Consider the following 21858-nt stretch of genomic DNA (forward strand, 5'->3'; position numbering starts at 1 on the left):
TACTTCCTTAATGCAATTTGTATGCCAATTTTTTGATGTTGCAAAAAGCCGAGATAATGCGTAGAAAAGACTTGAATCAAGTTCTTAGGAAGCGCGATGGACATTTCAACGGGAGTTCCTTATCCATTTGGTACTCAACTGACTAAATCAGGGATAAATTTTGCGCTCACCAGTAAGCCCGCAACCAACGTTACTTTGTGCCTTTTTGAGGTCAATTCCTTCCAACAAATAGCAACTATTACCTTAGATCCTAAAGTCAATAAAACAGGGAATATTTGGCATGTCGAGGTAGGAGGGATCCCTTTGCCTGTCGTTTATGGGTGGCGAATCAATGGACCGGTAGGACCCGGAAAAAGATATCGTTTTGATTACAGTAAAGTTTTATTAGATCCGTATGCCAAAGCAGTCTACAACAGAAATGCCTGGGGCCAGTCCGCAGAAGAACCCCTATTGGGAGTCGTCACGGAAGCCAAGCCCTATGACTGGGAAGGAGATAAACCTTTAAATATACCTTCCGAAAAGCTCATTATTTATGAGATGTATTTAAGAGGTTTTACTCAAGACACTTCGAGCGGTGTACAGGAAAAAGGGACATACCGCGGGTTAATTGATAAAATCCCCTATTTAAAAGATCTAGGGATAAATGCTGTGGAGTTTTTACCTATTCATGTGTTTGATGAATGTCTTAATCCTTTCTGCGATCCGGTGACAAAAAAACCGCTTTTAAATGTCTGGGGCTATTCTTCCTTAAACTATTTTTCTCCCATGCAAAAATTTGCCTTCGACCAAAGTCCTGGCGGTGCGTTAAATGAATTTAAGGATATGGTCAAAGCCTTGCACAAGGCAGGAATAGAAGTTATTTTGGATGTGGTTTACAACCACACAGGCGAAGGTGCTTATGGAGATCCTCCCCTCACCTTTAAAGGTATCGATTATTCCGCCTATTATATGCTTGACGCCAACAACGAACCTTTGGATTACACAGGATGCGGCAATTCCGTATCCAGTAATCACCCTGTCACTAAAGAGATGATTATCGAGAGTTTACGTTATTGGGTCAGAGAGATGCATGTAGATGGTTTTCGTTTTGACTTGGCATCGGTGTTATACCGTGGAAGATATGGCGCGATCATGAGCAATCCCCCGGTGATCGATGGAATTTCCGAAGACCCCCTGCTGGGGCAGACAAAGCTTATTGCTGAGCCCTGGGATGCTGTAGGGATGTATCAAGTGGGAGAGTTTTATCCTAAAGAACCTAGATGGAGCGAATGGAATGGACGTTATAGAGATTGCGTGAGGGGATTCCTTAACGGGTTCCATACAAATAAAGGCGAATTTGCCACACGTATCAGCGGATCGCAGGATCTATATAACCACCGTAAGCCCTATTGCAGTTTAAACTTTGTCACCTGTCATGACGGCTTTACCCTGAAAGATTTAGTAAGTTACGGGCAAAAACATAATCTTGCCAACGGAGAAGACAATAGAGATGGGACAAATGATAACTTGAGCAATAATTATGGGGTGGAGGGCCCTACTGAAAATCCGGAGATTGCGGAGATCCGCCTTAAACAACGTAAAAATTTCATAACCATCCTTTTATTATCGCAAGGTATTCCCATGCTCTACATGGGAGATGAATATGGCCATACAAAAAAGGGCAATAACAACACCTATCCGCAAGATAATGAGCTCAATTGGTTTGAATGGGATGTCTTAGAAAAAGAAAAAGGATTTTATCGTTTTGTAAAACAAATGATTTCATTTAGGAAAAGGCATTCCCGGTTGCAAAAAGAAGCTTTCCTTACAGATAAAGATATTTCCTGGCATGGCATAAAACCGATGTATCAGGCATGGGATTCCCCTGACCCCTTGATAGCATTTACACTGTACAACCACCTAACGCAAGAGCATATTTACGTCGCGATCAATATGCGCACGGAGAAAGCCCTTATCACGCTACCTGAGCCTCCTGAGGACTTTCAATGGCATCTATTGGTTGACACATCCCTAGATTCCCCGCAGGATATTATCGAAGAAGATACCTCCGTCCCTTACGAAAAACTACAGTATGTAATTGATGCAATGACCATTATCATTTTAAAATCCAAAAAAGCAAAAACAAAAGCTCATGCCTAAACCTGCACAAACCGTGTCCTAGTAGCGGAGACACGATTTGTGCAGTTTTAGGTGTGAGCTTCTTCAAGAGGGTTTGGTCTCAAAGCTTGAAGTTTTAAGTTGGCTTCTTTAAATGCTTCTGTTAACTGTTTTAACTGTTCATCCGCTGCAGTTAATTCCGCATGCTTAGTGTCAATATCTTGGCAGTATATGGCAATGAAATAACTTCTCATATCACTACGTAAACCTTTGATATTTTCATCATCAAAAGTCATCCAGTTAAAGAATTCTAGTACTGAAGCTACAAAATTTTGTATTCTCACCCAAATAGAATCTAGTATGCCGGTCCCCTCTTTACGAAAGAGATAGAGATCACGCCCATTCCACACCCCCAATCGGGATGGAATATTATTTTTTTCATTAGCTGAAAACTCTTGATAGACTGCGCTATTACGGTGCAGGGTATGAATTTCTTGCGTTGTATGGGTCATGACTTCTCCAGCTCAAATAATTAAATGATGAGCATAGCGTCACCGTATGAATAGAAGCGATATTTATTTTCGACTGCATGTTGATAGGCTTTTTTGATAAGATCATAGCCGCCAAAGGCGGATACTAACATCAAAAGAGTAGATTTGGGCCAGTGGAAATTTGTTAGCAAGGCGTCGGCGGCTTTGAATTGATATCCGGGATAGATAAATAAATTGGTGTGTTCTTTTCCGGCTTTAACAGTCCCGCAATCCATAGTCATGGATTCCAAGGTACGCATACTGGTTGTTCCTACACAAATACGTTTGCCTGCAGTCTTTCTTGCGTTTAGACGTAGAGTGGATTCGTCGTCGATAGAACAGGTTTCAAAATGCATGACGTGCTGGCGGATATCTTCGACTGCTACGGGCTGAAATGTGCCGATTCCCACATGCAAAGTCACATGAATACAGTCTGTACCTTTACTTTTGATTTCATCCAACAGCGGGGTTGTAAAATGAAGTCCTGCCGTAGGAGCTGCTACTGCACCGGGATGGCGTGCGAATACAGTCTGGTAGCGTTCCTTATCGGCATTTTCCTCTTTACGTTTGATATATAAGGGTAAAGGGATCTCTCCATAAAGTTCCAACTGGTCATCTAAAGGGATGTCGGTTTGGAAGCTAATTCTTCTTTGGCCTGCGTCGCCTACTTCTAAGACCTCAAAAGAAAATCCGGGAGCAATCTCAGCAACTTGTCCCAGAGGGAGTTTTCGGGCCGGTTTGGCCAAAGCCCACCAGGAGCCATCTCCACAGGGAGTATGTATCAGTATTTCTATTTCCGCACCTGAAGGGCGGCGTGCACGCAAGCGTGCAGGTATGACTTTTGTGTCGTTAAAGACAAGCTGGTCTTCCGATTGGATATACTGCGGTAGCTGGGATATCGTTGTATCGGTAAAGGTTTGAGTTTGCCGATCAACAACCAGCAGCCTTGCCTGCTCGCGGCAGGGCAAGGGATGCTGGGCAACAAGCTCTTCAGGGAGCTCAAAGTCATAGGCTGCTGTATTCAGCAGTGCTTCGTTGGATATGCTTCCTTGCATGATAAACTCAGGGTGTAGCTAACATGATCATGGTATTGGGGTAAGCCTTACCAAGAATTTGCGCTGCGTTTTCTCCACGTTTTGCCAATGCTTCTACGTCATACAATGTGATGCGTGCAAAGACAATGTCATCTGTTTGGCTTTTTCCACCGTTTTGTGAACCCCACTGAGCGCCAAAGGGAGTGACGCCTTCATAAAAACCGGTTTTGCTCATAACCATGTTTTTTGTTGAGAGGATGGCTTGTGCAACCGGACCGTTCTGTATGTTTCCGATGCCTTCATAACCGACTTTTGTTGCATCCACAGACCAAAAACGGTTTTTAGGATGTTGCGAATAGTACAATGCTTGGGTACGGGCAGCAATAGAAAGGGCTGCCAAGGATTCTGGAGGAAGCTCCGGATCGATGGCTGGTGTCATTGTCGCCATTAGATAATCTTCGATGGGCAATTCATTGACGATGCTTATGGAACCGCCGATATCATATACATAGAGGTTGCCCTTGTAGACTTTACCGTCGATGATAGTAGCTGTATTGGAGTCATCGGGTACTATTTGCAACTGGTGGATGCCAGGAAATTCTTCGCCCCATTTTATACCGCTGTGGGTAGGTTGCAGATATTGTCTTCTGCCCATAAGACGACTTGTGAGGTGATTCGTATTAGCAGGGTCATAGACCTGGTATTTACCGCGAACTTCGATGAGGGCGCCGGGCTGGTCATGCATGATGAGTACTTTAATCACATGCGGAGGCGCTTCTTGCTTCCAGAAAATGTTTTTTACGTTGTCAAAAAATCCGGCTTGCAAAGGCTGTAATAAGCTAGCTGTCGCCAGTCCTATAGCTAAGATGAAATGACGTATGTTCATTGTATATTCTCCGTGGTGTTAATTCTTTGAGCCGCTGGTTCGCGTTTTAGATGTCTGTAGGCGGCCGGTGTGACTTCTCGGCCTCGGGGTGTGCGGCAGATAAGTCCTTGTAAAATCAAATAGGGTTCGTAGACCTCTTCGATGGTGCTGGCGTCTTCTCCGACAGATGCGGCGATGGCATTAATGCCGACGTGGCGGCCATTATAGTGGTCTATCATAACAGTAAGGATACGAAGATCCATTTCATCAAGTCCTAGCTCATCTATAGAGAGCATATTTAAGGCCTTCAAGGCAACTTTTTCACAGACTTGATCGGCTTTATGGACTGTAGCATAGTCGCGAGCCCAGCGGACGAGGTTATTGGCGATTCGGGGCGTTCCTCGTGAACGGCGGGCAATTTCCCACGCTGCTTGATCGGTGAGATCGATTTTAAGTAATGCTGCTGTACGCTGGATGATGGATTGCAGCTCTTCTGGCGGATAGTATTCTAAGCGGCACTGGAGAGAAAAGCGGCTGCGCAGCGGGGCTGTCAAAGACCCTACGCGTGTGGTAGCACCTATCAGGGTGAAAGGATGCAATTTTAGGCGTACACTGGAGGCGTTTGGACCGCTGTCAATGAAAATATCAAGATTATAGTCTTCCATTGCAGGATAGAGATATTCTTCGATTGCTCTATTTAGCCTGTGGATTTCATCAATAAACAGGACATCGCCAGGTTGCAGTTTGGTCAAAATACCTGCGAGGTCACCGGCTTTTTCCATGGCGGGCCCGGACGTTACCACAAGCTGGGTGCCCATTGCTTTAGCTATGATATGTGCTAGGGTGGTTTTACCTAATCCGGGAGGACCGCATAATAGGCAATGACCGAGCGCTTCGCCCCGGTGCTTTGCAGCGGAGATGAGTATGTCAAGCCTGTCGCATACGGAGGCTTGCCCGGTAAAATCTTTCAAATTCTCCGGGCGGATGGGCACTTCAAACGTAAGGTCAGCCTGACACAGCGATGATTCGATAAAACTTTTGGTCATTGCTATCTGAATAATCCAAGTGCATCTAAAAATACTATAACCATTAAAAACGGAGCAGCAATTTTAAAGCAAAACCAAAAATATCCTCTTATCCAAACAGGAGTTCCTTCCGGTAAAAGTTCTTTGAGGGATGAAGCGGTTCCCCATCTCCATCCGACGAGAACAACGGCGAAAAAACCGCCTAGGGGAATAAGGATATCGCTAGCAAAAGAGCTGACGGCATCCAAAATATCCATGCCAAAAATCTGCACATCCTGTAGTAATCCTGCTGCTAATGCACAGGGAATCCCTACGATAAAAGCTGCACTTCCGCAAAGAAGGGTTGCCGGATGGCGTTTAAAATTCCAGTTTTCTATTAAATAAGCTATTGTCGGTTCCATCGCCGAGATTTGGGAAGTGATTGCCGCTAAGACGACTAACAAAAAGAATAGGATGGCTAAAAATTGTCCTCCGCCTAAATGTGTGAACACAGTGGGTAGAGTATGAAAGACAAGTCCTGGCCCTGCGTTAGGCTCATGCCCTGCACCGAAAACAATGGTAAACACCACAGCTGCAGCCATTAATGAAACGACTGTATCCATGATGACAGCAGGAATACAGGTAGTGACAAGATTATCCTTCCCTTTAATATAGCTGCCGTATGTGACCATTGTTCCTTGCCCTAGGCTCAGAGTAAAAAATGCGTGGCCTAAGGCAGTAATCGCAGCTGCGGGAGTGATGGCGCTCCAATTTGGTCTTAATAGAAATTCCAATGCTTCCTCTGCACCCGGTAAAGTCAAACCACGAATGAGGAGGATCGTCATCACGATAAAAAGCATGGGCAATAGGATTTTATTACTTTTTTCAATCCCGTGACGGACGCCGAAGTATAAGATGGCAGTGCTCATCAACATGAATAAGGCGTGGTTAGCTAGAGACCACCAAGGGTGGCTGACTAATCCGGTAAAATATTCAGCTGCCAAGGCGGTTGATTGAAGGGAAGCTACTGAGCCGCCAATTGAAAGAAAAAGATAGCCTAGCATCCAGCCCGCGACGACGCTATAGAAACAACTCACAATAAAGCCGGTTGCAATGGTCATTTTTCCCGCGCCGCCCCACAACTTGCTTCGCCCTAATTTCTCAAAGGCTCCGCTTGGGCTAGCTTGAGCCGTACGTCCGATCAATACTTCAGCAATGAATACCGGAATGCCAATCATAATTAAAAATAAAAGGTAAATCAGAATAAATGCAGCTCCACCATAGTGACCTACGATGTAGGGAAATCGCCAGATATTTGCCAGTCCAATGGCTGATCCTGCCGCAGCAATAATAAATCCTAATCTTGAACCCCAACTCGCCCTTGCCATTACATCCTCAAAAAAAAATACAAAGTCTCGTACAGGATACCGTACAATAAGGAATAATTGCTAAGAAAAAAGTTACAAGAGAGTCTTGCTTTTAAACTTTTTAATGAATTAATATAATTAATTAAATTTCTTAACACAGTATTAACAATAAAAGTGTTAAATAGAATTTCAAGAGTTATAAATAGAGGATGGTATGTCAGATTTAGTCCAAGATGAAGTTACCAGAGTTACGCGCTCTACAACTACTAAACATGAGCATCAGCCTTCATTAGAAGGAATACTGATCGGCGTACACAACCAGAACCTTAAAAATATTAAAGATAAGTCTGTAGCAGAATATGCTGCTGTCAGTAAACGCCAGGCTGAAGTCACCTTCCTACATAAACTTATTGCGGCTATGAACATGGCCACGAATAAAGACGGCGAGATCGACTTCGAGAATAATACCGAATTAAACGAAATGATGGATAAAGCCAAGAAAATGGGCGTGAAAATTCCTGAAGGCGCTAAGGGTAAGTTTACAAATAGCCAACGCGAAAGTTTTGTCAGCTCCATCCGTGATACGATTAAAGATGAAACGACACTTATTGAAATGATCATGCAGAAAATCACTAACTTAAACTACGAATTGCATGAATCTTATCAGTGGATGCGTTCGCACAGTAAGACCCTATTTGATATTATGCGTAGTATAGCATCGAAATTGGTAAACAGGTAAAAGCATGGAAGAAGTTAGGACACAGCCTATAGTCTCCCCTTTTTCACCCGAAGCTGAAAGTGCCCTTTATGCGGTTGCCTTTGACAACTATAATAATGGACATTACGACCAATCACTTTACCTTTTTAAGTTGTTGACTTGGCAAAATAAAGAGCATCGCGCAGGATGGATGGGATATGCCGCCTCACTGCAGATGACCAAGCAATATGAGGATGCGATTGCAGCTTATGGTTATGCTGCTCTATTAGATCCAAACGATCCCTATGTGCATTTTCATGCGGCAGAATGTTATTTTGCCTTAAAAAATTTAGAGAAGGCTATGCAAGCTTTGAATTCAGCCCTTGCATACTCAAAAAATAAAGAATTTAGCGACCAACTGAGTCTCTTAAAACTTTTATGGGCTCAAGGAGGAATATAATGCCTGATATTAATGTAAATACATTCGTCAATCCACTTTATCATGACAGCATTGGCGATGCGAATAACCCCTTGCCTCATATCACGTTCAAACGCACCCCGAACAAACAGCCTACTCCTTTAGATATTGAGGAAGATCAAACAAATGCGACCAGCGAGCTTGTTCAGCACCTGCAAGATCTGAAGAAAACATCTAAACAGCTTAGCTTGTTTGAAGCGCGCTACCGTGAAAGTTCATCCTCTTATGCAGATGAAAAAGTTGCTGTTTCCGAAGGCAAATTCGCTGTTTCATCATCTACCGATAAAGCCGAGGAAGAGTCATGGGGACGCAAACTCCTCAATACAGTGAGCAATTTTTGGAATAGCCTTTTTAGTAAGTCCACTCCTCCGGCAACTACAGAGGAGATTGCTGAAGAAACTCCCGCTGTGCAGCCTTTGCCCGGCAGGCCCCTTTTAGCAGCGTCTCCTGCGGAGATTAAACAAATTCAACTGGACAAGCTCATCGAAGCGATGGCGCTCGCCCTGCAGCAAATCGACAATGCAGCAAGGGAAGCCGAAGAAATCATCATGAGAGGTCCGGCCGATGTTGCTCTTGAAAGAGGCTTGAAAGCTCTTATCGATAAGGAAACTCTCTCTTCAAAAGATTTGACGCATAGAATTATCGAACTCCAAAACATTACCTCTGATCAGCTTAAGCAACTTAGAGAACAACTTATGGATGTGCGTCAACGCCTAGACAGAAATGTGGACGTATCCAATACCTTGGGTTGGATCAATATGGGTACAACGGCTGTTGTCCTACTTTCCGGTGCAGCTATATTCCTTACAGGCGGCGGTTCTGCGGTGCTTTCCTCCATTAGTTTATTTGGAGGCGCTGCTGATGGTGTGGGCACAATCTATAAAAGCTCCGTCGACACCAATGTCAATAAGCAAAAAGGCGAAATTCAATATATCGCCACATCAAAACACCTTTTGAATACCAAGGTTGATACCAACCTTAATGATATGGAATTGTTTTCAAAGGCAATCCATAGCAATAACGAGAAACTTATTGAACTTGCTGCTATCAAGCGGGATGCTTGCAGGCAATTTCTGCAGCAGTAAAGGAGAAAAATTATGCCGGATAATACTACTAAAGCATCAACACACGCTTATATTCCCCAGGGGCAATCGAATGGGCCCACATTATATCATAAAAACAGCGATGTGGAATTCAATGATCCAGTAAAACCCATAAAAATTAAGATTCGTGGCGAAGAATACGTTCTGCCTACTAAAACGAACGAGCAAAAACAAGAGATGCGCAACAATGCGACTTTCATAAGCAATATTACTGATAATGATGAATTTACTGCAAAAGAGCAGATCGACCACCTAATTAAAACGTATATGGAAAAGATTTTCTCATATGGTAATCATGATCATGCGGATTTTGAGAGTATGTCGCGAGATGTTCACATCCTACTTTTGTTAAATGCCAGTAAGGATGGAGCTTCAGCTAAAGATCTGCAAGATATCGCTGAGCTGAATGTGTTGGTTTACCGTGAGAAGAACAAGGACCTGCATAACAGTAATATTAAACTGTTTCTGGGCGGTGCTGCTGGCGTTGCCATGTTGGGAGGGTCAGTTTATGGTATACAAGCCATTGCGAGGGGCCTAGTAAATTCAAAACAAATAGTACAGACAGCTAACTTAATCATCCAAGGTTCAAGTGGAGTGAAGTCTATTGAAGCTATCCACGATTCGCGTAATGAAGGCGAGAAAGTCTGGGTGAATGCAACTCAACGTATTGACCAAGAGAAGGAAGCGCAGCATCGCGACGACGTGAAGCAGGCATTAAATATGCAGCAAGGCACGATTCAAAAACTTTCACAGTTGCGCCAGAACGAATTCCAAACAAAACAGGGATTCGTCCGCAACAACTTCTAATCAGTACGGCAAGGTTATTTCGCGATAATCTTGCCGTCTTTGTTTTCTTTCTTATTTTTCACAAAAATATTGGCTTCCGAGATTCCCCACGGAAAATCCGTATCGAAAGATGCCAACTTTTTCCACTGCGATCTTTCGGAGGGGTAATCCCCTGTTAAAGTCATATTAATCGCGATGACTTTGGTATTTTCCGGCAGCTGATCAAAAAGCCGTATAAGCTGCGCAATTTCATGGTTTTCTGAAAGTGTTGCATCAATATAGTATACAGTACCTTCAGGCCATTTTTCCACTAGGAAATCCTGACAGACGAACTCTATATTCTTTAAGTTCTGTTTTTGAACGATCCTATTTGCTATCTCAATAAAGGGAGGAACAATATCCAAGCCGATCGTACGACATTTTTTGAAGGCGTAAGCCCAGAAACACGTCCTTCCCCTTCCACACCCTAACTCTACGTAAACGTCTTGAGGTGTAACACCTGCGGTATTCAACAACATTTCAAAAGCTGTCAAATATGTTTCGCCATATTGATAAATATCTGTAGCGTTTTGATCTTTCATAAACTGCTTATGGATTCTGAAGGCGCTTTTGAAGAAATAGGCTTTGACTATAGCTAAATCTGCTTTTCTGAATACGTTATTGGAATAGTAGCGGTAGGCGACTTTAATGAACTCTTTCGCATTCTTGTACGAGATATAGAGATTAAGCAGCAAAAGCTGCGGGATTTCTAGTATCTTCATAAGAGTAGACTGTAAACGATCCAGGAAACCAAAAAGAAGATCATTGTCGAAAGCACATCGTTAAATGCAGTGACAATAGGACCTGAAGCAATTGCAGGGTCGATACGGCACCGTGCAAAGAAGAACGGAAGGAAAGAACCTAGCGAAGTTGCCGTCATGCAGGCACCGAAGAGTCCAAAGGCGATTGTAATGGCTATACGTATAGGATTTTCGAGTGTGTGATGTACAAATCCCATCAAAAAGAAAACAATAATACCGCAAAAAAGTCCGAAGACAGTCGCGATCATTAGTCCAATACCTAATTCACGCCGGATCGCTTCATTGACCGACCTTTTAGAAAACTCACCGGTTGAAATACCACGGACAAGGATTGTACTGCACTGCAAACCGACATTCCCTGACATGCCTGTGATTAGGGGCACGAAGAATGGTAGGATTGCAAACCATACCTTATCCGCTAATGTATGCATTGCTGTAGAGCTGATCAAGCCTGCAAAAAGGGTAACGATAAGCCAGGGAGCACGCCAGAGAAATCTTTTAAAATTAGGCTCTCTTTCACTGACATCCTCCGCAGTACCTGCAAACGTCGCTATGGTATCGTCAGCAATATCTTCCATTGCTTCTACCACGTCTTCATAGGTGATGACACCCAAAATATGGTGCGTCAGAGGATCAACAACAGGAAGTGCGGGATCTTTATAGCGAACTACCGTATCAACCACTTCATCCCGTGATGTGTCGGATGTGACAGTATGCAAAATAGGACGCATTACCTGGCGGATCGGTAAATCGGGAGGGTTGACAATAAGATTACGCGCCGGAACATAGCCTATCAACTCGTTATCATTATTTAGGACGAAGATTCTGCGTGTTAGCTCTATGCCGGGATGGGAACGGATATGGGTAGAGACTTCACCAATAGTTGTATTCAAATTAAAGGAGAAATACTCGTTTGTCATAATACGCCCGGCGCTATGGCGGTCATGCGCTTGCAATTCGCGGATGCGCTGTGCTTTTTTGGGCTCAAGTAGTTCTAAGATACGTTTAAGGCGTTTGTTTGTTAAATCATCCAGCATGGATACGGCCTCATCAGGAGGCATGTGCTCCACTAGCTTTTTAATCTCTTCATCATCTATTTCCCTAAAAATAGCGGTACGAGTGCTGGATCCCGTATTGATCATAAAAATTATCTTTGCGTGCTGGTCGGGTAAATTTTCATAAACAACGGCACGGGCTTGCGATGGCAAACGAGTAACTGCATAAGCTAAGTCAATAGGATCATGCTCGCTGGCAATTTTGGCGACGTTATGTAGAAAGACTTGAGATGTTTGCTTATGAAAAGCACGCTCTAGTTTTTCGTTTAGCTCGTCATCCAACAAGGAAGTCCTTGAATCCAGGAGGTTGCTCACTATGGGTTGGACTTCTACTATTTGATCTTCCTTATTCCATTGTGATTCCAAAGCAACCTCTTTATCTCATTTGATTACAGTATGCAGTAGAGCAGACAAAATTTCCAGGATTGACAAAGTCCTAGTGAAGATATATAATGAGCGCTTACTTAATGAGTGAATACTTAACACCTATGAGCAAGCGCAGCCAGCAAAAGTCAGATACCCGACACCTTATTATTGATAATGCACATATGCTTTTTTCTGCCTATGGTTTCACCGCGACACCGACCTTAGATATCGCAAAACAGGCAGGAATATCACATGGAAGTATCTTTGCTCATTTTAATACTCGTGAAGATCTGATTGTTTCAGTAGTGGATGCATTTGCGTTTAAGCTGAAAGAAAAATTCGAAGAGCTGCAAATACAACACCCCTCCTTTAGTGCATTTTTAGAAGCTCATCTGCATGTCATGGAAGAATTCGAGCCCTTATACTCTCGCTTAATAGCTGAAGAGGCTATACTTCCTAAGGAAATTTCCCAACAGCTTGTTTTGTTACAGGGCGGAATTGCCAAATATTTTCATGCATCCCTTCAGGAAGATCCTTCTATACTCAAAGACCGACTTCCCCCCTCCTCATTTATTTTCAACTTGTGGATCGGACTTTTACATTATTATCTCACACGTAAATCATATTTTATTGAGGAAGGGTCCTTATTCAAAATAAAAGGCCCTGAAATCATACATCACTTTCTCCAACTTATAAGGAAATAATATGGACAACCAAAAATGTAGTTCTTGTCAATCCTGTGGCATGCCGCTTATGGATTCTAAAGATTATAGAGTAAAGTCGGACGGCATAAAATTTTGCCTCCACTGCTTGAATGAAGACGAGTCTTTAAAAACATTTGAAGAAGTAGTTCAAGGAACAGCCGGATATTTAGAATCAAGTCAAGGTCTTAGTAAATCTGCTGCCTACGATACAGCTAAAAGTATGATCACTAAAATGCCCGCATGGAAAGACAAAAAACACGTGAATTGATTCACCATTCTGATATAGTAAAATTATTATTTGGATTTATACTATGTCGGATACGAGTCAAGAGACTGCTCTCCCCCTTTCTGAACGCATTGCAGAGTTGGCAGACCATTATCCTATGGATGCGGCTCAGGAGCTGGAACAGCACCCCTTGGATGAGCAGCTGCTTGCTATCAAGCTGCTGCCTCACGCAAAAGCAGTCAGCGTTTTTGAATATCTTCCCTTCACAATCCAACAAGACATACTCAATCACTTAGGCTCTGACTATGCAGCCAGCATATTAAATGACCTTTCTCCGGACGATAGAACTGCATTTTTAGAAGAATTATCCATAGAAGTCAGTTCTAAACTCCTAAAATATCTTTCGCGGGATGAACGCGCAATGGCAATCAAGCTCCTGGGCTATCCGGAAGGTAGTGTAGGAAGATTGATGACCCCTGATTATTTAGCTGTAGAGCCTAACTGGTCTGTCCGCAAAGTGATGGAGTTTATCCGTGAGAATGGAAAGGATACTGAAACGTTAAACGTTATTTACGTCGTTGATAAAGAGGGTAAGCTTATTGACGATCTGAGGATAAGGGAGTTATTGTTAGCTCCTCTGGATAGTAGTGTCAAGGATATCTCTGATGATAAATATGTCGCCTTGTCCGTTTATGAAACAGAAGAAGATGTTGTTAAAACCTTCAGAAAATATAACCGTACGGCTTTACCTGTTGTCAACGAGTCAGAAAAAATCTTAGGCATTGTTACCTTGGATGACATCCTCCAAGTTGTTGAAGAAGTCGACACTGAAGACATTCAGAAAATCGGGGGTACCTCCGCACTCGATGATCCCTATATGCAAATCTCCTTTTTTGACTTGATGAAGAAAAGAGCAGGCTGGCTTACACTACTATTCATGGGAGAAATGCTGACAGCTTCGGCGATGGGATATTTTGAGGAGGAGATCTCTAAGGCTGTTGTTTTGGCTCTATTCCTTCCACTTATCATCTCCAGTGGAGGCAATGCAGGCTCTCAAGCCTCTACCCTGGTAATTCGAGCCTTAGCTCTGGGAGAAGTCACATTCAAAAATGCGTGGCAGATCATCCGAAGGGAATTCTTCGCAGGATTATTCCTAGGTTCGATTTTAGGTATCATCGGCTTCCTAAGGATAGCCTCTTGGGCCCTGTTTACCGATATGTATGGTCCACACTGGGCACTCATTGGATTTACGGTGTGCTTTTCTTTAATAGGTGTAGTTTTATGGGGATCTTTAAGCGGGGTGTTATTCCCGCTCGTTCTAGAAAAATTAGGATTTGACCCGGCCGCATCGTCGGCACCGTTCGTGGCTACGATGGTCGATGTGACCGGAGTCATTATTTATTTCACTTTAGCGATACTATTTCTCCAGGGAACATTGCTCTAAGCCCCTATATAATAATATCGATACTTGCCCTAAATGAGGGATCCTTGCGGTCGTATTGGGGACCTTCAAATTTAGAGCGTATATATAAGTTTGCCGGGTCTAAAACCTCCCTTGTTAAAGTATAAACATCCACGTTAGGAGACATTGCGTCTCTGAAATCTTTAGATTGAGCTTCGGCAATGGTATTATCCTGGAATTTCTCCAGATTTTTAGTTGTGTCAGAGATAATTCTTACAATAGATGTCGGCGTTGAGTCTAGGCTGATCTGATCCAGATTAGTTGTTGGCTGTCGACCTACCACTTTTAATGCAATATCATCAGATATTGACTTTGCTTTGTCTGCAGGGAGAGTCTTGCTGAGCTCTCTCGTGGCGACATTGACTAGGCTTTCTGCAAGATCTGTGGGTGAAAGCAGTGAATTGGCACCTATGCCATTTAATAGCTGTTCGCCTGTCTGATTAATTTTGAAATCTGCATTTAATGCAGCCCGAGCAGCGACATCATTCTGTATTCCAAACTTGTCAACAAGTTCCTTTTGAATAAAGGCTCTTGCCTCCTGTTCACTTTGAACTTGGCCTAAATTATCGGCTAAATTCTGTGATACTTGTATGGAAGTCGTATTAGCTGCTTCTTTGCTTAATTGCGCTTGCAGCAATGTTTGTTCCAATGATTGTTTGAGAATACTAGAGTTAATGTTGTCGAAATTCTGACGGGCACTGTTCACACTTGCGTCTATGACCTCTTCAGACAACCTATTCCCTACTAATATTGACTGGCCAATAGAATTGCCTTGGATCAAAGACTGCTGTATGACGGAATCACGTATTCCTCTTATCGTAGTAGAAGTCGCTAGATCGGAGGCTGAATTTAAGATTGCCCTTAAATCCCCTGCATCTAAACCTGACGAACTGAGAACCCTTTGACCTGTTTGTGAGGCAAGGAAACTTGTTCCATTGACTTCGACTCCTGACGTACGGTCCAACTCTGTGGCAGACGTCGTAGGAGATGGAAGCTGATTATTCACGGAGATTACTGCATTGTTGATAGCTTCCCGTAGCTGATCTTCTCTAATGCCTTCGCTAACTAACCGGTCTTTCAGATCTGAGAAAAACTTATCCACATTATCTACAGGACCTGAGGTCTGGTCTACAGCATTATTTGCAGCCCTTGTGATATCCCGTCTATTGGCGCCTTCTGTCTTTAAAAGGCTGTCAATAAGAGAGTTTTTCAAATCTTGTTGAACAGTTCCTTCGCGCAGAGATTGATTAAGAAGGTCTGCTGTGCTTGGAGATGTAAGAGAGCTAGCAAATTGGGGTACAGCATTTCCTATGACCTGTGGCACTAAGCCGGGTGAATTTAGCGCGATTGAAAGAGCCTGTAAAGCGAAAGTAGCTAGGGATGATTGTAGTAAACCCGCCACAACCTGAGCTGCAGCAGCCTGATCCTCAGGCGACAACTGCCCTAGCAGATCGGAGCCCCCTACTAATTCAGCAGCAATAGCATTGATTATTTCGCTCCCTTTATCTTTAAAATTATTGGCCACGTTGACCAATTCAGAGGCTAACAGCACATTAGCGGTGTCTCCCCCAGGGCGAAGCTTTCCTAACTCATTATCAAATCGTACTGTTGTTGCCACGCCTGCTTGCTTTGCTGCGAGGAAAAAAAGGCTAATTCCGGCTTCAATGACATCTTGCTTAAAGGATTCCTGAGCAAATGTAGCGTCCCCTTGATTGACAAAAGGAGGCAGTCCTATTTTGGAAAGGGCTGCTTGCATGACCTGCAGCGAGACTTGCCCCTCTAATAAAGGTGAATTCAAACCAAACATAGTCGAACCTAAACCTACAGCAGCGGCATTTCCACCTCCACTTTTGGGCTCAGGATGTTTATCGACATACGAATCTACTATTTGCGGCTTAGTTCCCCGCAAGAAATAGTTGATAAAGTCCACATTATTCTGTTTGCTGTCGAGCATCTTTCTTGAAAAAATAATTCTGTCTATCCCTTTAATTTGATCCCCTTCCAATGTAGTATCCTGAGTATTGAGGATAGGTGGTGGTGGTTCAGGAATCGTCGGAATCGTAGCAATGACATTTCTATCCACTGTAGGATCAGCAACAGGAATTGTATAAGGACCTGCGGGAAATGGAGTTACGGGCTCTTCTACCAGAACATAGGCCTGATGAGGAATAGGAGTTAAAGGTGGAACGAATTTAGCCCGTGTTTCATTTAGATCATCTATTTTTAAATTGTTCTGATCGACCTGTTCATTATAGAGCAAAGCCGCATCTTTGTAGGTTTGTATTCCCGGGTTGGCCGTGGCAAAATGGCCATTATAAGCTGCAACAGCAGCATCAAATGCCACTTGATCTCCCGTTAAGTTGTAGTTTTGTATAGCCGTTCTGAATGCATCTACAGCTGCCTGATCTGCAGGGACTTGGGGATTATAAACAGTACTCGCAGAGTTCATGATAGTCCCCTGCTCGTTCTGCTTCTCTACAAGTTTCTTCCAATCTTGGTAGTTATCTTTTAAACGTGTACGCTGCTTCCTACTTAATTTGCACATTTCTACGACTTGAGCATAATAATCGCGTGTCAGACTAGGATTTTCGACATCATTTGCCCTATCCTGTTTCTTAAAATCATTTAGTGACTTACTGATTGTCTGTGCATAAATATTTAAGGGGATTTCCAAATCAGGTTGATCGAATAATAATAGCAATGATTGGGAAGAAGAAGGACCGCCGGAAGACTCTATGACATCTTGTTCGCCTAAAGCTGAACTAGAGGATGGAGGTGGGGTAGGTGAAGTTGTCGTTACTGGAGTATCATTAGCTTCACTACCGGAAGGGATAGAGGGCGGCGTGTAACTTGGATCTAAATATGGGTCACTCATGTTAAACACTCCTTTCGAATTCTATCCTCATTAAATGAAGATAGTTAACTTAGGTACTGCATTCTGAAATTAAAATCACTCATTCAGTTACCTAATATTATTATAACAATCTATTTTTTAAATTAGAACATTCTATGCTAAGTTATTTTTATCCTGGTAAGAAACTGTTAAAACTTATATTATTATAGATACTTGCTTAGAGACGACAAACCTGACTTTAGCAAGATTTCTTATTTAAAAATATGGACTCTCATGTATCACCCCAAAAAAATCCGTAATGTCGCTATTATTGCACACATTGACCATGGTAAAACCACTTTAGTCGATTGCCTTCTCAAACAAGGGAATATTTTCCGCGATAACGCCAAAGTTCTAGAACGTGTCATGGACAGCAATGCCCAGGAGCGTGAGCGTGGCATCACCATCTACTCCAAACAAACTTGTATTCATATCGACGACTACAAAATTAACATCATCGACACCCCTGGACACGCGGACTTCTCCGGCGAGGTAGAACGTATCCTTGGCACCGTCAACTCAGTCTTGCTCCTTGTCGACGCCCAAGAAGGCCCAATGCCTCAAACGCGCTTCGTCCTTATGAAATCTCTTCGTATGGGACTTAATCCTATTGTTATTATCAACAAAATCGATAGACCTCACGCAGATCCCGACCGCGTTCTTAATGAAACCTTTGATCTATTTACAGAACTTGGCGCAACAGACGAACAGCTCGACTTCTCTTACTGCTACGCTTCCGGTTTGGGCGGCTACGCTGTATTGGATCCAGCAGAAAAACCTGTGGATATGCGTCCTCTCCTTCAGCTTATCATCGATAAAGTTCCTGCACCATCGGGCGATCCAGATGAACCTTTCCTTATGCAGATCACAACCGTCGGTTTCGACGAGTATGTGGGCCGCCTAGTTTGCGGAAGAGTCCGTCAAGGAAAAATTTCCAAAGGCCAACCCCTGCTTCATATTTCCGCCACCGATCAAAAACGCAGCAACGTCACTCGTATCGAAGTAGCTCACGGCCTAGAAATGGTAGAAATGAACGAAGCGGGAGTAGGCGATATTATTACTCTAGCAGGATTCCCTACAGCAACTATTGGCGATACGCTCTGCGATCCAAACAACCCGATCCAACTTCCCCCTATCACTTTGGACGCCCCTACCGTTTCCGTCGACATCTGCGTCAACAATAGCCCCTTTGTCGGCAAGTCCGGTCAACACGTCACGATGAATAAAATCCGTGACCGTCTTGAAAAAGAAAAACGTTCTAATATTTCGTTAAATATTAGTGCAGATACTAGCGACCAAGATAAAATTACTGTAGCAGGACGCGGCGAACTTCACCTGGCTGTTCTAATCGAGCAAATGCGCCGTGAAGGTTATGAATTCAGCCTTTCCAAACCTAAAGTTATTACGCGCGAAGAAGATGGCGTTCTCATGGAACCTATGGAACGCGTACATGTGGACGTTCCCGAAGAATACTCCGGTTCCATCATCGAGCAGTTGTCCAAACGTAAAGGGGAAATGCAAAGCCTTGAAACAACGGCAGAAGGTATGACACGTATGATATTCGTCATTCCAATGCGCGGACTGATCGGCTACCGCAATGAGTTCCTTACGATGACGCGCGGTCTCGGCGTTTTAACATCACTTTTCGAAGGCTATGCTCCATGGAAAGGCAACATTGGTGGTAAAAACCGCGGAGCTCTTATTGCAGGCTCAGGCGGACCATCTACAGCTTACTCTCTATGGAACCTTCAAGATCGCGGAACCCTATTCGTAGGTCCAGGCGACGATGTTTACGAAGGTATGGTTGTAGGTGAGCATTCACGCGAAAATGACCTCATTGTCAATACGACAAAAGGTAAACAGCTAACGAACGTGCGTGCTGCAGGCAGTGATGAGAACATCATGCTCATCCCGCCTCTCAGACTTACGTTAGAGCAAGCCATCGACTATATCCGTGAAGATGAATATGTTGAGGTCACTCCTGATGCAGTCCGTCTCAGAAAGAAATACCTTACTGAGAATGAGCGCAAGCGTTTAGACCGCAAAAAATAATTCTGAGTTGTAATTAGAATTATCTTCAGTTTATTGCAGTCCTTCGAGGCTGCATATAGAGGCATTTTATTACCTAGGGCGGATGCCCTAGGTTCTGAGTTGTCTTTAGAATTTTCTTCAGTTTATTGCAGTCCTTCAGACTACATATAGAGGCATTTTATTACCTAGGGCGGATGCCCTAGGCTATTATAATTACGGGCTTTCAGCCCTAGTCGTCAAGTTCAGCATATGTATATAAAACGGATTTTGGGCTGAAGGCCCAAAACTAGTCTAGCCTTGGGCATCGCCCCAGGTATCGTTAGGACTGCAATATCATTTTCAAGGGCTAAAAAAAGATGTGTCCAGCTGCAAGGACAAGTCGCAGTTTTCCAATACTTAGAGCAAGGTCTAATCTTAGCTAAGGCCAAACTAGCGATAAAAGACGCGGTTTCCAAAGAGCTTTGCCCTTTGGTGGGGGTCTAGGGGGCAAAGCCCCCTAGGCGACGACTATTGTTTTATGTTGGAGTTCTGTGCGGAGGTCGGGTCCGCCTTTCATGGAGATTTCGTTAGCGATGGATTCGAAGCGAGTGTTAATTTGCGGGTCTTCGAGGGGGCCGCAGTAGACGCCCCATTTTTTGGCGACGACTTGGTTGGCTTGTGGAGCGTCAATACCGATGCAGGCAACACCTTGGGAAGTAACGACAAAATAGGTGGCGCCGCAGAAGTCTGGGTTCATCTCGGTATTTAGTTCGTGTGGGAATAAGGTCGTTGGGGGGTCTTGCAGTTCTGATATAAAAGTCTGTTGCTGCTCGGGGGTACGTTTCCCTAGGCCGCCTTGCGAATATATGATAAGAACTTTTGAGTTAGGGATTGTAAGAATTTGGCGGATTGTTATCGTCCTTGTTTGAACAGTAAGGACATTGTTCATATTGGATAGGAGGTCCTTAGCAAGGAGTTTTGTTAAGTTAGGGTCGTCGCATTTCGTGCATAAGGGGGTTGCGGGCATAGGGGTGTGGATGGACATGAGCAAAGTGAACTTTTCGAGGATTGCCAAGACTTTCATTACATTTTCTAGAATGGCTTGTAATGAAACAATAATTTCGCGATGGTCTCCGCCAACCTCTATAAAAGAATTATCCGTCTTAATTTGTTCAATGGATCTTAAGATACCTTCTCTCAATTTAAAGTCATTGCCGTTGAATTTTGCAGTTTCCTCAGCAAGATGGAGAATACGATTCTTCAAGTATTCATTTTCCCTAGCCTTACTTTCCTTAAGAGCCTCTTCGCGACCTGAATTTTTAGCCTCTTCAAGCTGAGATTGGAGCGTTTTAGCTTCTTGAGCTTCTAGAATACTCTTTTTGGCAAAAGCGGCGATAGTAAGCAGAGCTGCTGCAGTCGCAGTCCATGGGGTGGCATAATATAAGCTTGCTAAAGAAATAGTGGCGAAGCTTGTAGCTAAGTTACCGTAAAACTGGGAGTTGAGGGTGGGAGTAAATTGATTTAATGAGATAGGAAAGGCTGTCATCTAGATCCTCCAAAAATAAAAGGCAATATAGCAGTAATGGAGATAGAAGCGAAATAAAATCAAGATAAGCGCTTTAGAGGGGTTATTTCTCCAAAGCGCTATAAATAGTGAGGGGTTTTATTGTTTGAATATCAAATAACCTGAAATGCCATCCGGAAGTGAAACGACTGCTACGCTATAGTTTTGGCCGTCGAGATTGCGGGCTATGATATCCATTACATCGCTCTGTGAATATGCATAGTGAACAAAAGTAGTATCCTCAATATGTTCATAGGTGCAATTTGTTTTTTCTGCTGTCCAAAGAGTGAAGACAACCATACGCTTAGCTACTCTAAACATTTCTGAAACAGGTTTTTCTATGGATGGCAGGTGGCCAAACACTTCAAATGCTGCGACGACATCAAAAGAATTATCATTTAAGGTTAGATTAAAAAGGTCATCCTTGCGGAAATCTCCTTTTAGATACCTCATACGAGAAATTGCTAGCATGTTTTTTGAACTGTCGATACCGGTATATTTATCATTGGAGATAAAACGTGGCACAATCTCTTTGTAGATAAGCCCGGAACCGCTGCCAATCTCTAAAAAACTCTCATTGCCTTGATATATATTGCCTACGAAATTAGCGATATATTTACGGCGCACTGCTTCTAATGGGGATTCTAACCAGTAGCTATCGATATTTATTGCCACATTGGTGTTATCCCAAAGGCTGTTATCCTTATGCTGTGTTAGATCACATTCAATAGGATTTGACATTGTGGAGGCTAAGAGGAGGGTTGGTAGTAAAAATTGTTTGAGCATTATTTCTCCATTGTTTGTAAAAAAGGGCCTA

19 protein-coding genes are annotated in these 21858 nt (G+C 43.3%); 9 read left to right on the plus strand and 10 right to left on the minus strand.

Annotated features, from left to right (window positions below; translation table 11 throughout):
* Positions 1–96 precede the first annotated feature (96 nt).
* Positions 97–2139, plus strand: a complete 2043-nt coding sequence (locus WC222_05980) for an isoamylase (GenBank protein ID MFA6915926.1) — start codon at positions 97–99, stop codon at positions 2137–2139.
* Between the two features lie 47 nt (positions 2140–2186).
* Here WC222_05980 and WC222_05985 read toward each other — a convergent pair whose 3' ends face one another.
* Genes WC222_05985 through WC222_06005 form a run of 5 tightly spaced genes read right to left on the minus strand, consistent with a single transcriptional unit; the run spans position 2187 to position 6918 of the window.
* A complete protein-coding gene (locus WC222_05985) occupies positions 2187–2609 on the minus strand; it encodes a hypothetical protein (GenBank protein MFA6915927.1) in 423 nt (140 codons plus the stop codon).
* Positions 2610–2629: 20 nt separating this feature from the next.
* Positions 2630–3682: a tRNA preQ1(34) S-adenosylmethionine ribosyltransferase-isomerase QueA gene (gene queA / locus WC222_05990; GenBank protein MFA6915928.1), complete on the minus strand. Its 1053-nt coding sequence runs from the start codon at positions 3680–3682 to the stop codon at positions 2630–2632.
* 7 nt (positions 3683–3689) lie between these two features.
* Positions 3690–4547: a SpoIID/LytB domain-containing protein gene (locus tag WC222_05995; protein ID MFA6915929.1), complete on the minus strand. Its 858-nt coding sequence runs from the start codon at positions 4545–4547 to the stop codon at positions 3690–3692.
* Entirely contained in the window at positions 4544–5572 is a 1029-nt protein-coding gene (gene ruvB, locus WC222_06000) for a Holliday junction branch migration DNA helicase RuvB (protein ID MFA6915930.1), read from the minus strand. Before ruvB ends, WC222_05995 begins: the two co-directional genes overlap by 4 nt.
* Positions 5573–5574: 2 nt before the next feature.
* On the minus strand, positions 5575–6918 hold the full coding sequence (locus tag WC222_06005; protein MFA6915931.1) for a sodium-dependent transporter: 1344 nt from the start codon (positions 6916–6918) through the stop codon (positions 5575–5577).
* Between the two features lie 193 nt (positions 6919–7111).
* Here WC222_06005 and WC222_06010 point away from each other — a divergent pair, with 193 nt between their 5' ends.
* From WC222_06010 to WC222_06025, 4 genes are read left to right on the plus strand one after another with little or no spacing between them, the layout of a single operon-like run.
* Positions 7112–7636, plus strand: a complete 525-nt coding sequence (locus tag WC222_06010; GenBank protein MFA6915932.1) for a hypothetical protein — start codon at positions 7112–7114, stop codon at positions 7634–7636.
* A 4-nt stretch (positions 7637–7640) separates the two neighbouring features.
* Positions 7641–8054, plus strand: a complete 414-nt coding sequence (locus WC222_06015) for a tetratricopeptide repeat protein (GenBank protein MFA6915933.1) — start codon at positions 7641–7643, stop codon at positions 8052–8054.
* On the plus strand, positions 8054–9157 hold the full coding sequence (locus WC222_06020; GenBank protein ID MFA6915934.1) for a hypothetical protein: 1104 nt from the start codon (positions 8054–8056) through the stop codon (positions 9155–9157). Before WC222_06015 ends, WC222_06020 begins: the two co-directional genes overlap by 1 nt.
* 12 nt (positions 9158–9169) lie before the next feature.
* Complete coding sequence (locus WC222_06025; GenBank protein ID MFA6915935.1) at positions 9170–9982, plus strand: hypothetical protein; 813 nt, start codon at positions 9170–9172, stop codon at positions 9980–9982.
* Between the two features lie 14 nt (positions 9983–9996).
* On the opposite strand, the gene WC222_06030 is transcribed toward WC222_06025, so the two are convergent.
* Positions 9997–10722 (minus strand): class I SAM-dependent methyltransferase, encoded by a 726-nt coding sequence (locus tag WC222_06030; protein ID MFA6915936.1) that lies wholly within the window; start codon positions 10720–10722, stop codon positions 9997–9999.
* Complete coding sequence (gene mgtE, locus WC222_06035) at positions 10719–12182, minus strand: magnesium transporter (GenBank protein ID MFA6915937.1); 1464 nt, start codon at positions 12180–12182, stop codon at positions 10719–10721. The genes WC222_06030 and mgtE (WC222_06035) overlap by 4 nt, the downstream gene beginning before the upstream one ends.
* 86 nt (positions 12183–12268) lie before the next feature.
* Here mgtE (WC222_06035) and WC222_06040 point away from each other — a divergent pair, with 86 nt between their 5' ends.
* From WC222_06040 to mgtE (WC222_06050), 3 genes are read left to right on the plus strand one after another with little or no spacing between them, the layout of a single operon-like run.
* Complete coding sequence (locus tag WC222_06040) at positions 12269–12886, plus strand: TetR/AcrR family transcriptional regulator (GenBank protein ID MFA6915938.1); 618 nt, start codon at positions 12269–12271, stop codon at positions 12884–12886.
* Between the two features lies 1 nt (position 12887).
* A complete protein-coding gene (locus WC222_06045) occupies positions 12888–13154 on the plus strand; it encodes a zinc ribbon domain-containing protein (protein ID MFA6915939.1) in 267 nt (88 codons plus the stop codon).
* Positions 13155–13197: 43 nt separating this feature from the next.
* Positions 13198–14556, plus strand: coding sequence for a magnesium transporter (gene mgtE / locus WC222_06050; GenBank protein MFA6915940.1), 1359 nt, complete (start codon positions 13198–13200; stop codon positions 14554–14556).
* Between the two features lie 4 nt (positions 14557–14560).
* Here the strand turns inward: mgtE (WC222_06050) and WC222_06055 are convergent, their stop codons facing one another.
* Positions 14561–17449, minus strand: coding sequence for a hypothetical protein (locus tag WC222_06055; protein MFA6915941.1), 2889 nt, complete (start codon positions 17447–17449; stop codon positions 14561–14563).
* Positions 17450–17701: 252 nt separating this feature from the next.
* Here WC222_06055 and typA point away from each other — a divergent pair, with 252 nt between their 5' ends.
* The gene (gene typA, locus WC222_06060) at positions 17702–19519 is read left to right on the plus strand and encodes a translational GTPase TypA (protein MFA6915942.1); all 1818 of its coding nucleotides are present in this window, start codon (positions 17702–17704) and stop codon (positions 19517–19519) included.
* 475 nt (positions 19520–19994) lie between these two features.
* Here the strand turns inward: typA and WC222_06065 are convergent, their stop codons facing one another.
* Together WC222_06065 and WC222_06070 are read right to left on the minus strand one after the other, a co-directional pair.
* Entirely contained in the window at positions 19995–21023 is a 1029-nt protein-coding gene (locus WC222_06065; protein ID MFA6915943.1) for a hypothetical protein, read from the minus strand.
* A gap of 117 nt (positions 21024–21140) precedes the next feature.
* A complete protein-coding gene (locus WC222_06070; GenBank protein ID MFA6915944.1) occupies positions 21141–21827 on the minus strand; it encodes a class I SAM-dependent methyltransferase in 687 nt (228 codons plus the stop codon).
* Positions 21828–21858: the final 31 nt, after the last annotated feature.

The organism is Parachlamydiales bacterium, from assembly GCA_041671045.1.
GTDB lineage: Bacteria > Chlamydiota > Chlamydiia > Chlamydiales > JABDDJ01 > JABDDJ01.

Excerpts from the sequence above, each read along its gene's own strand:
- WC222_05980 (MFA6915926.1), top strand. The coding sequence starts at position 97 with ATGGACATTTCAACGGGAGTTCCTTATCCATTTGGTACTCAACTGACT.
- WC222_05985 (MFA6915927.1), bottom strand. The coding sequence starts at position 2,609 with ATGACCCATACAACGCAAGAAATTCATACCCTGCACCGTAATAGCGCA.
- queA (MFA6915928.1), bottom strand. The coding sequence starts at position 3,682 with ATGCAAGGAAGCATATCCAACGAAGCACTGCTGAATACAGCAGCCTAT.
- WC222_05995 (MFA6915929.1), bottom strand. The coding sequence starts at position 4,547 with ATGAACATACGTCATTTCATCTTAGCTATAGGACTGGCGACAGCTAGC.
- ruvB (MFA6915930.1), bottom strand. The coding sequence starts at position 5,572 with ATGACCAAAAGTTTTATCGAATCATCGCTGTGTCAGGCTGACCTTACG.
- WC222_06005 (MFA6915931.1), bottom strand. The coding sequence starts at position 6,918 with ATGGCAAGGGCGAGTTGGGGTTCAAGATTAGGATTTATTATTGCTGCG.
- WC222_06010 (MFA6915932.1), top strand. The coding sequence starts at position 7,112 with ATGTCAGATTTAGTCCAAGATGAAGTTACCAGAGTTACGCGCTCTACA.
- WC222_06015 (MFA6915933.1), top strand. The coding sequence starts at position 7,641 with ATGGAAGAAGTTAGGACACAGCCTATAGTCTCCCCTTTTTCACCCGAA.
- WC222_06020 (MFA6915934.1), top strand. The coding sequence starts at position 8,054 with ATGCCTGATATTAATGTAAATACATTCGTCAATCCACTTTATCATGAC.
- WC222_06025 (MFA6915935.1), top strand. The coding sequence starts at position 9,170 with ATGCCGGATAATACTACTAAAGCATCAACACACGCTTATATTCCCCAG.
- WC222_06030 (MFA6915936.1), bottom strand. The coding sequence starts at position 10,722 with ATGAAGATACTAGAAATCCCGCAGCTTTTGCTGCTTAATCTCTATATC.
- WC222_06040 (MFA6915938.1), top strand. The coding sequence starts at position 12,269 with ATGAGCGCTTACTTAATGAGTGAATACTTAACACCTATGAGCAAGCGC.
- WC222_06045 (MFA6915939.1), top strand. The coding sequence starts at position 12,888 with ATGGACAACCAAAAATGTAGTTCTTGTCAATCCTGTGGCATGCCGCTT.
- mgtE (MFA6915940.1), top strand. The coding sequence starts at position 13,198 with ATGTCGGATACGAGTCAAGAGACTGCTCTCCCCCTTTCTGAACGCATT.
- WC222_06055 (MFA6915941.1), bottom strand. The coding sequence starts at position 17,449 with ATGAGTGACCCATATTTAGATCCAAGTTACACGCCGCCCTCTATCCCT.
- typA (MFA6915942.1), top strand. The coding sequence starts at position 17,702 with ATGTATCACCCCAAAAAAATCCGTAATGTCGCTATTATTGCACACATT.
- WC222_06065 (MFA6915943.1), bottom strand. The coding sequence starts at position 21,023 with ATGACAGCCTTTCCTATCTCATTAAATCAATTTACTCCCACCCTCAAC.
- WC222_06070 (MFA6915944.1), bottom strand. The coding sequence starts at position 21,827 with ATGCTCAAACAATTTTTACTACCAACCCTCCTCTTAGCCTCCACAATG.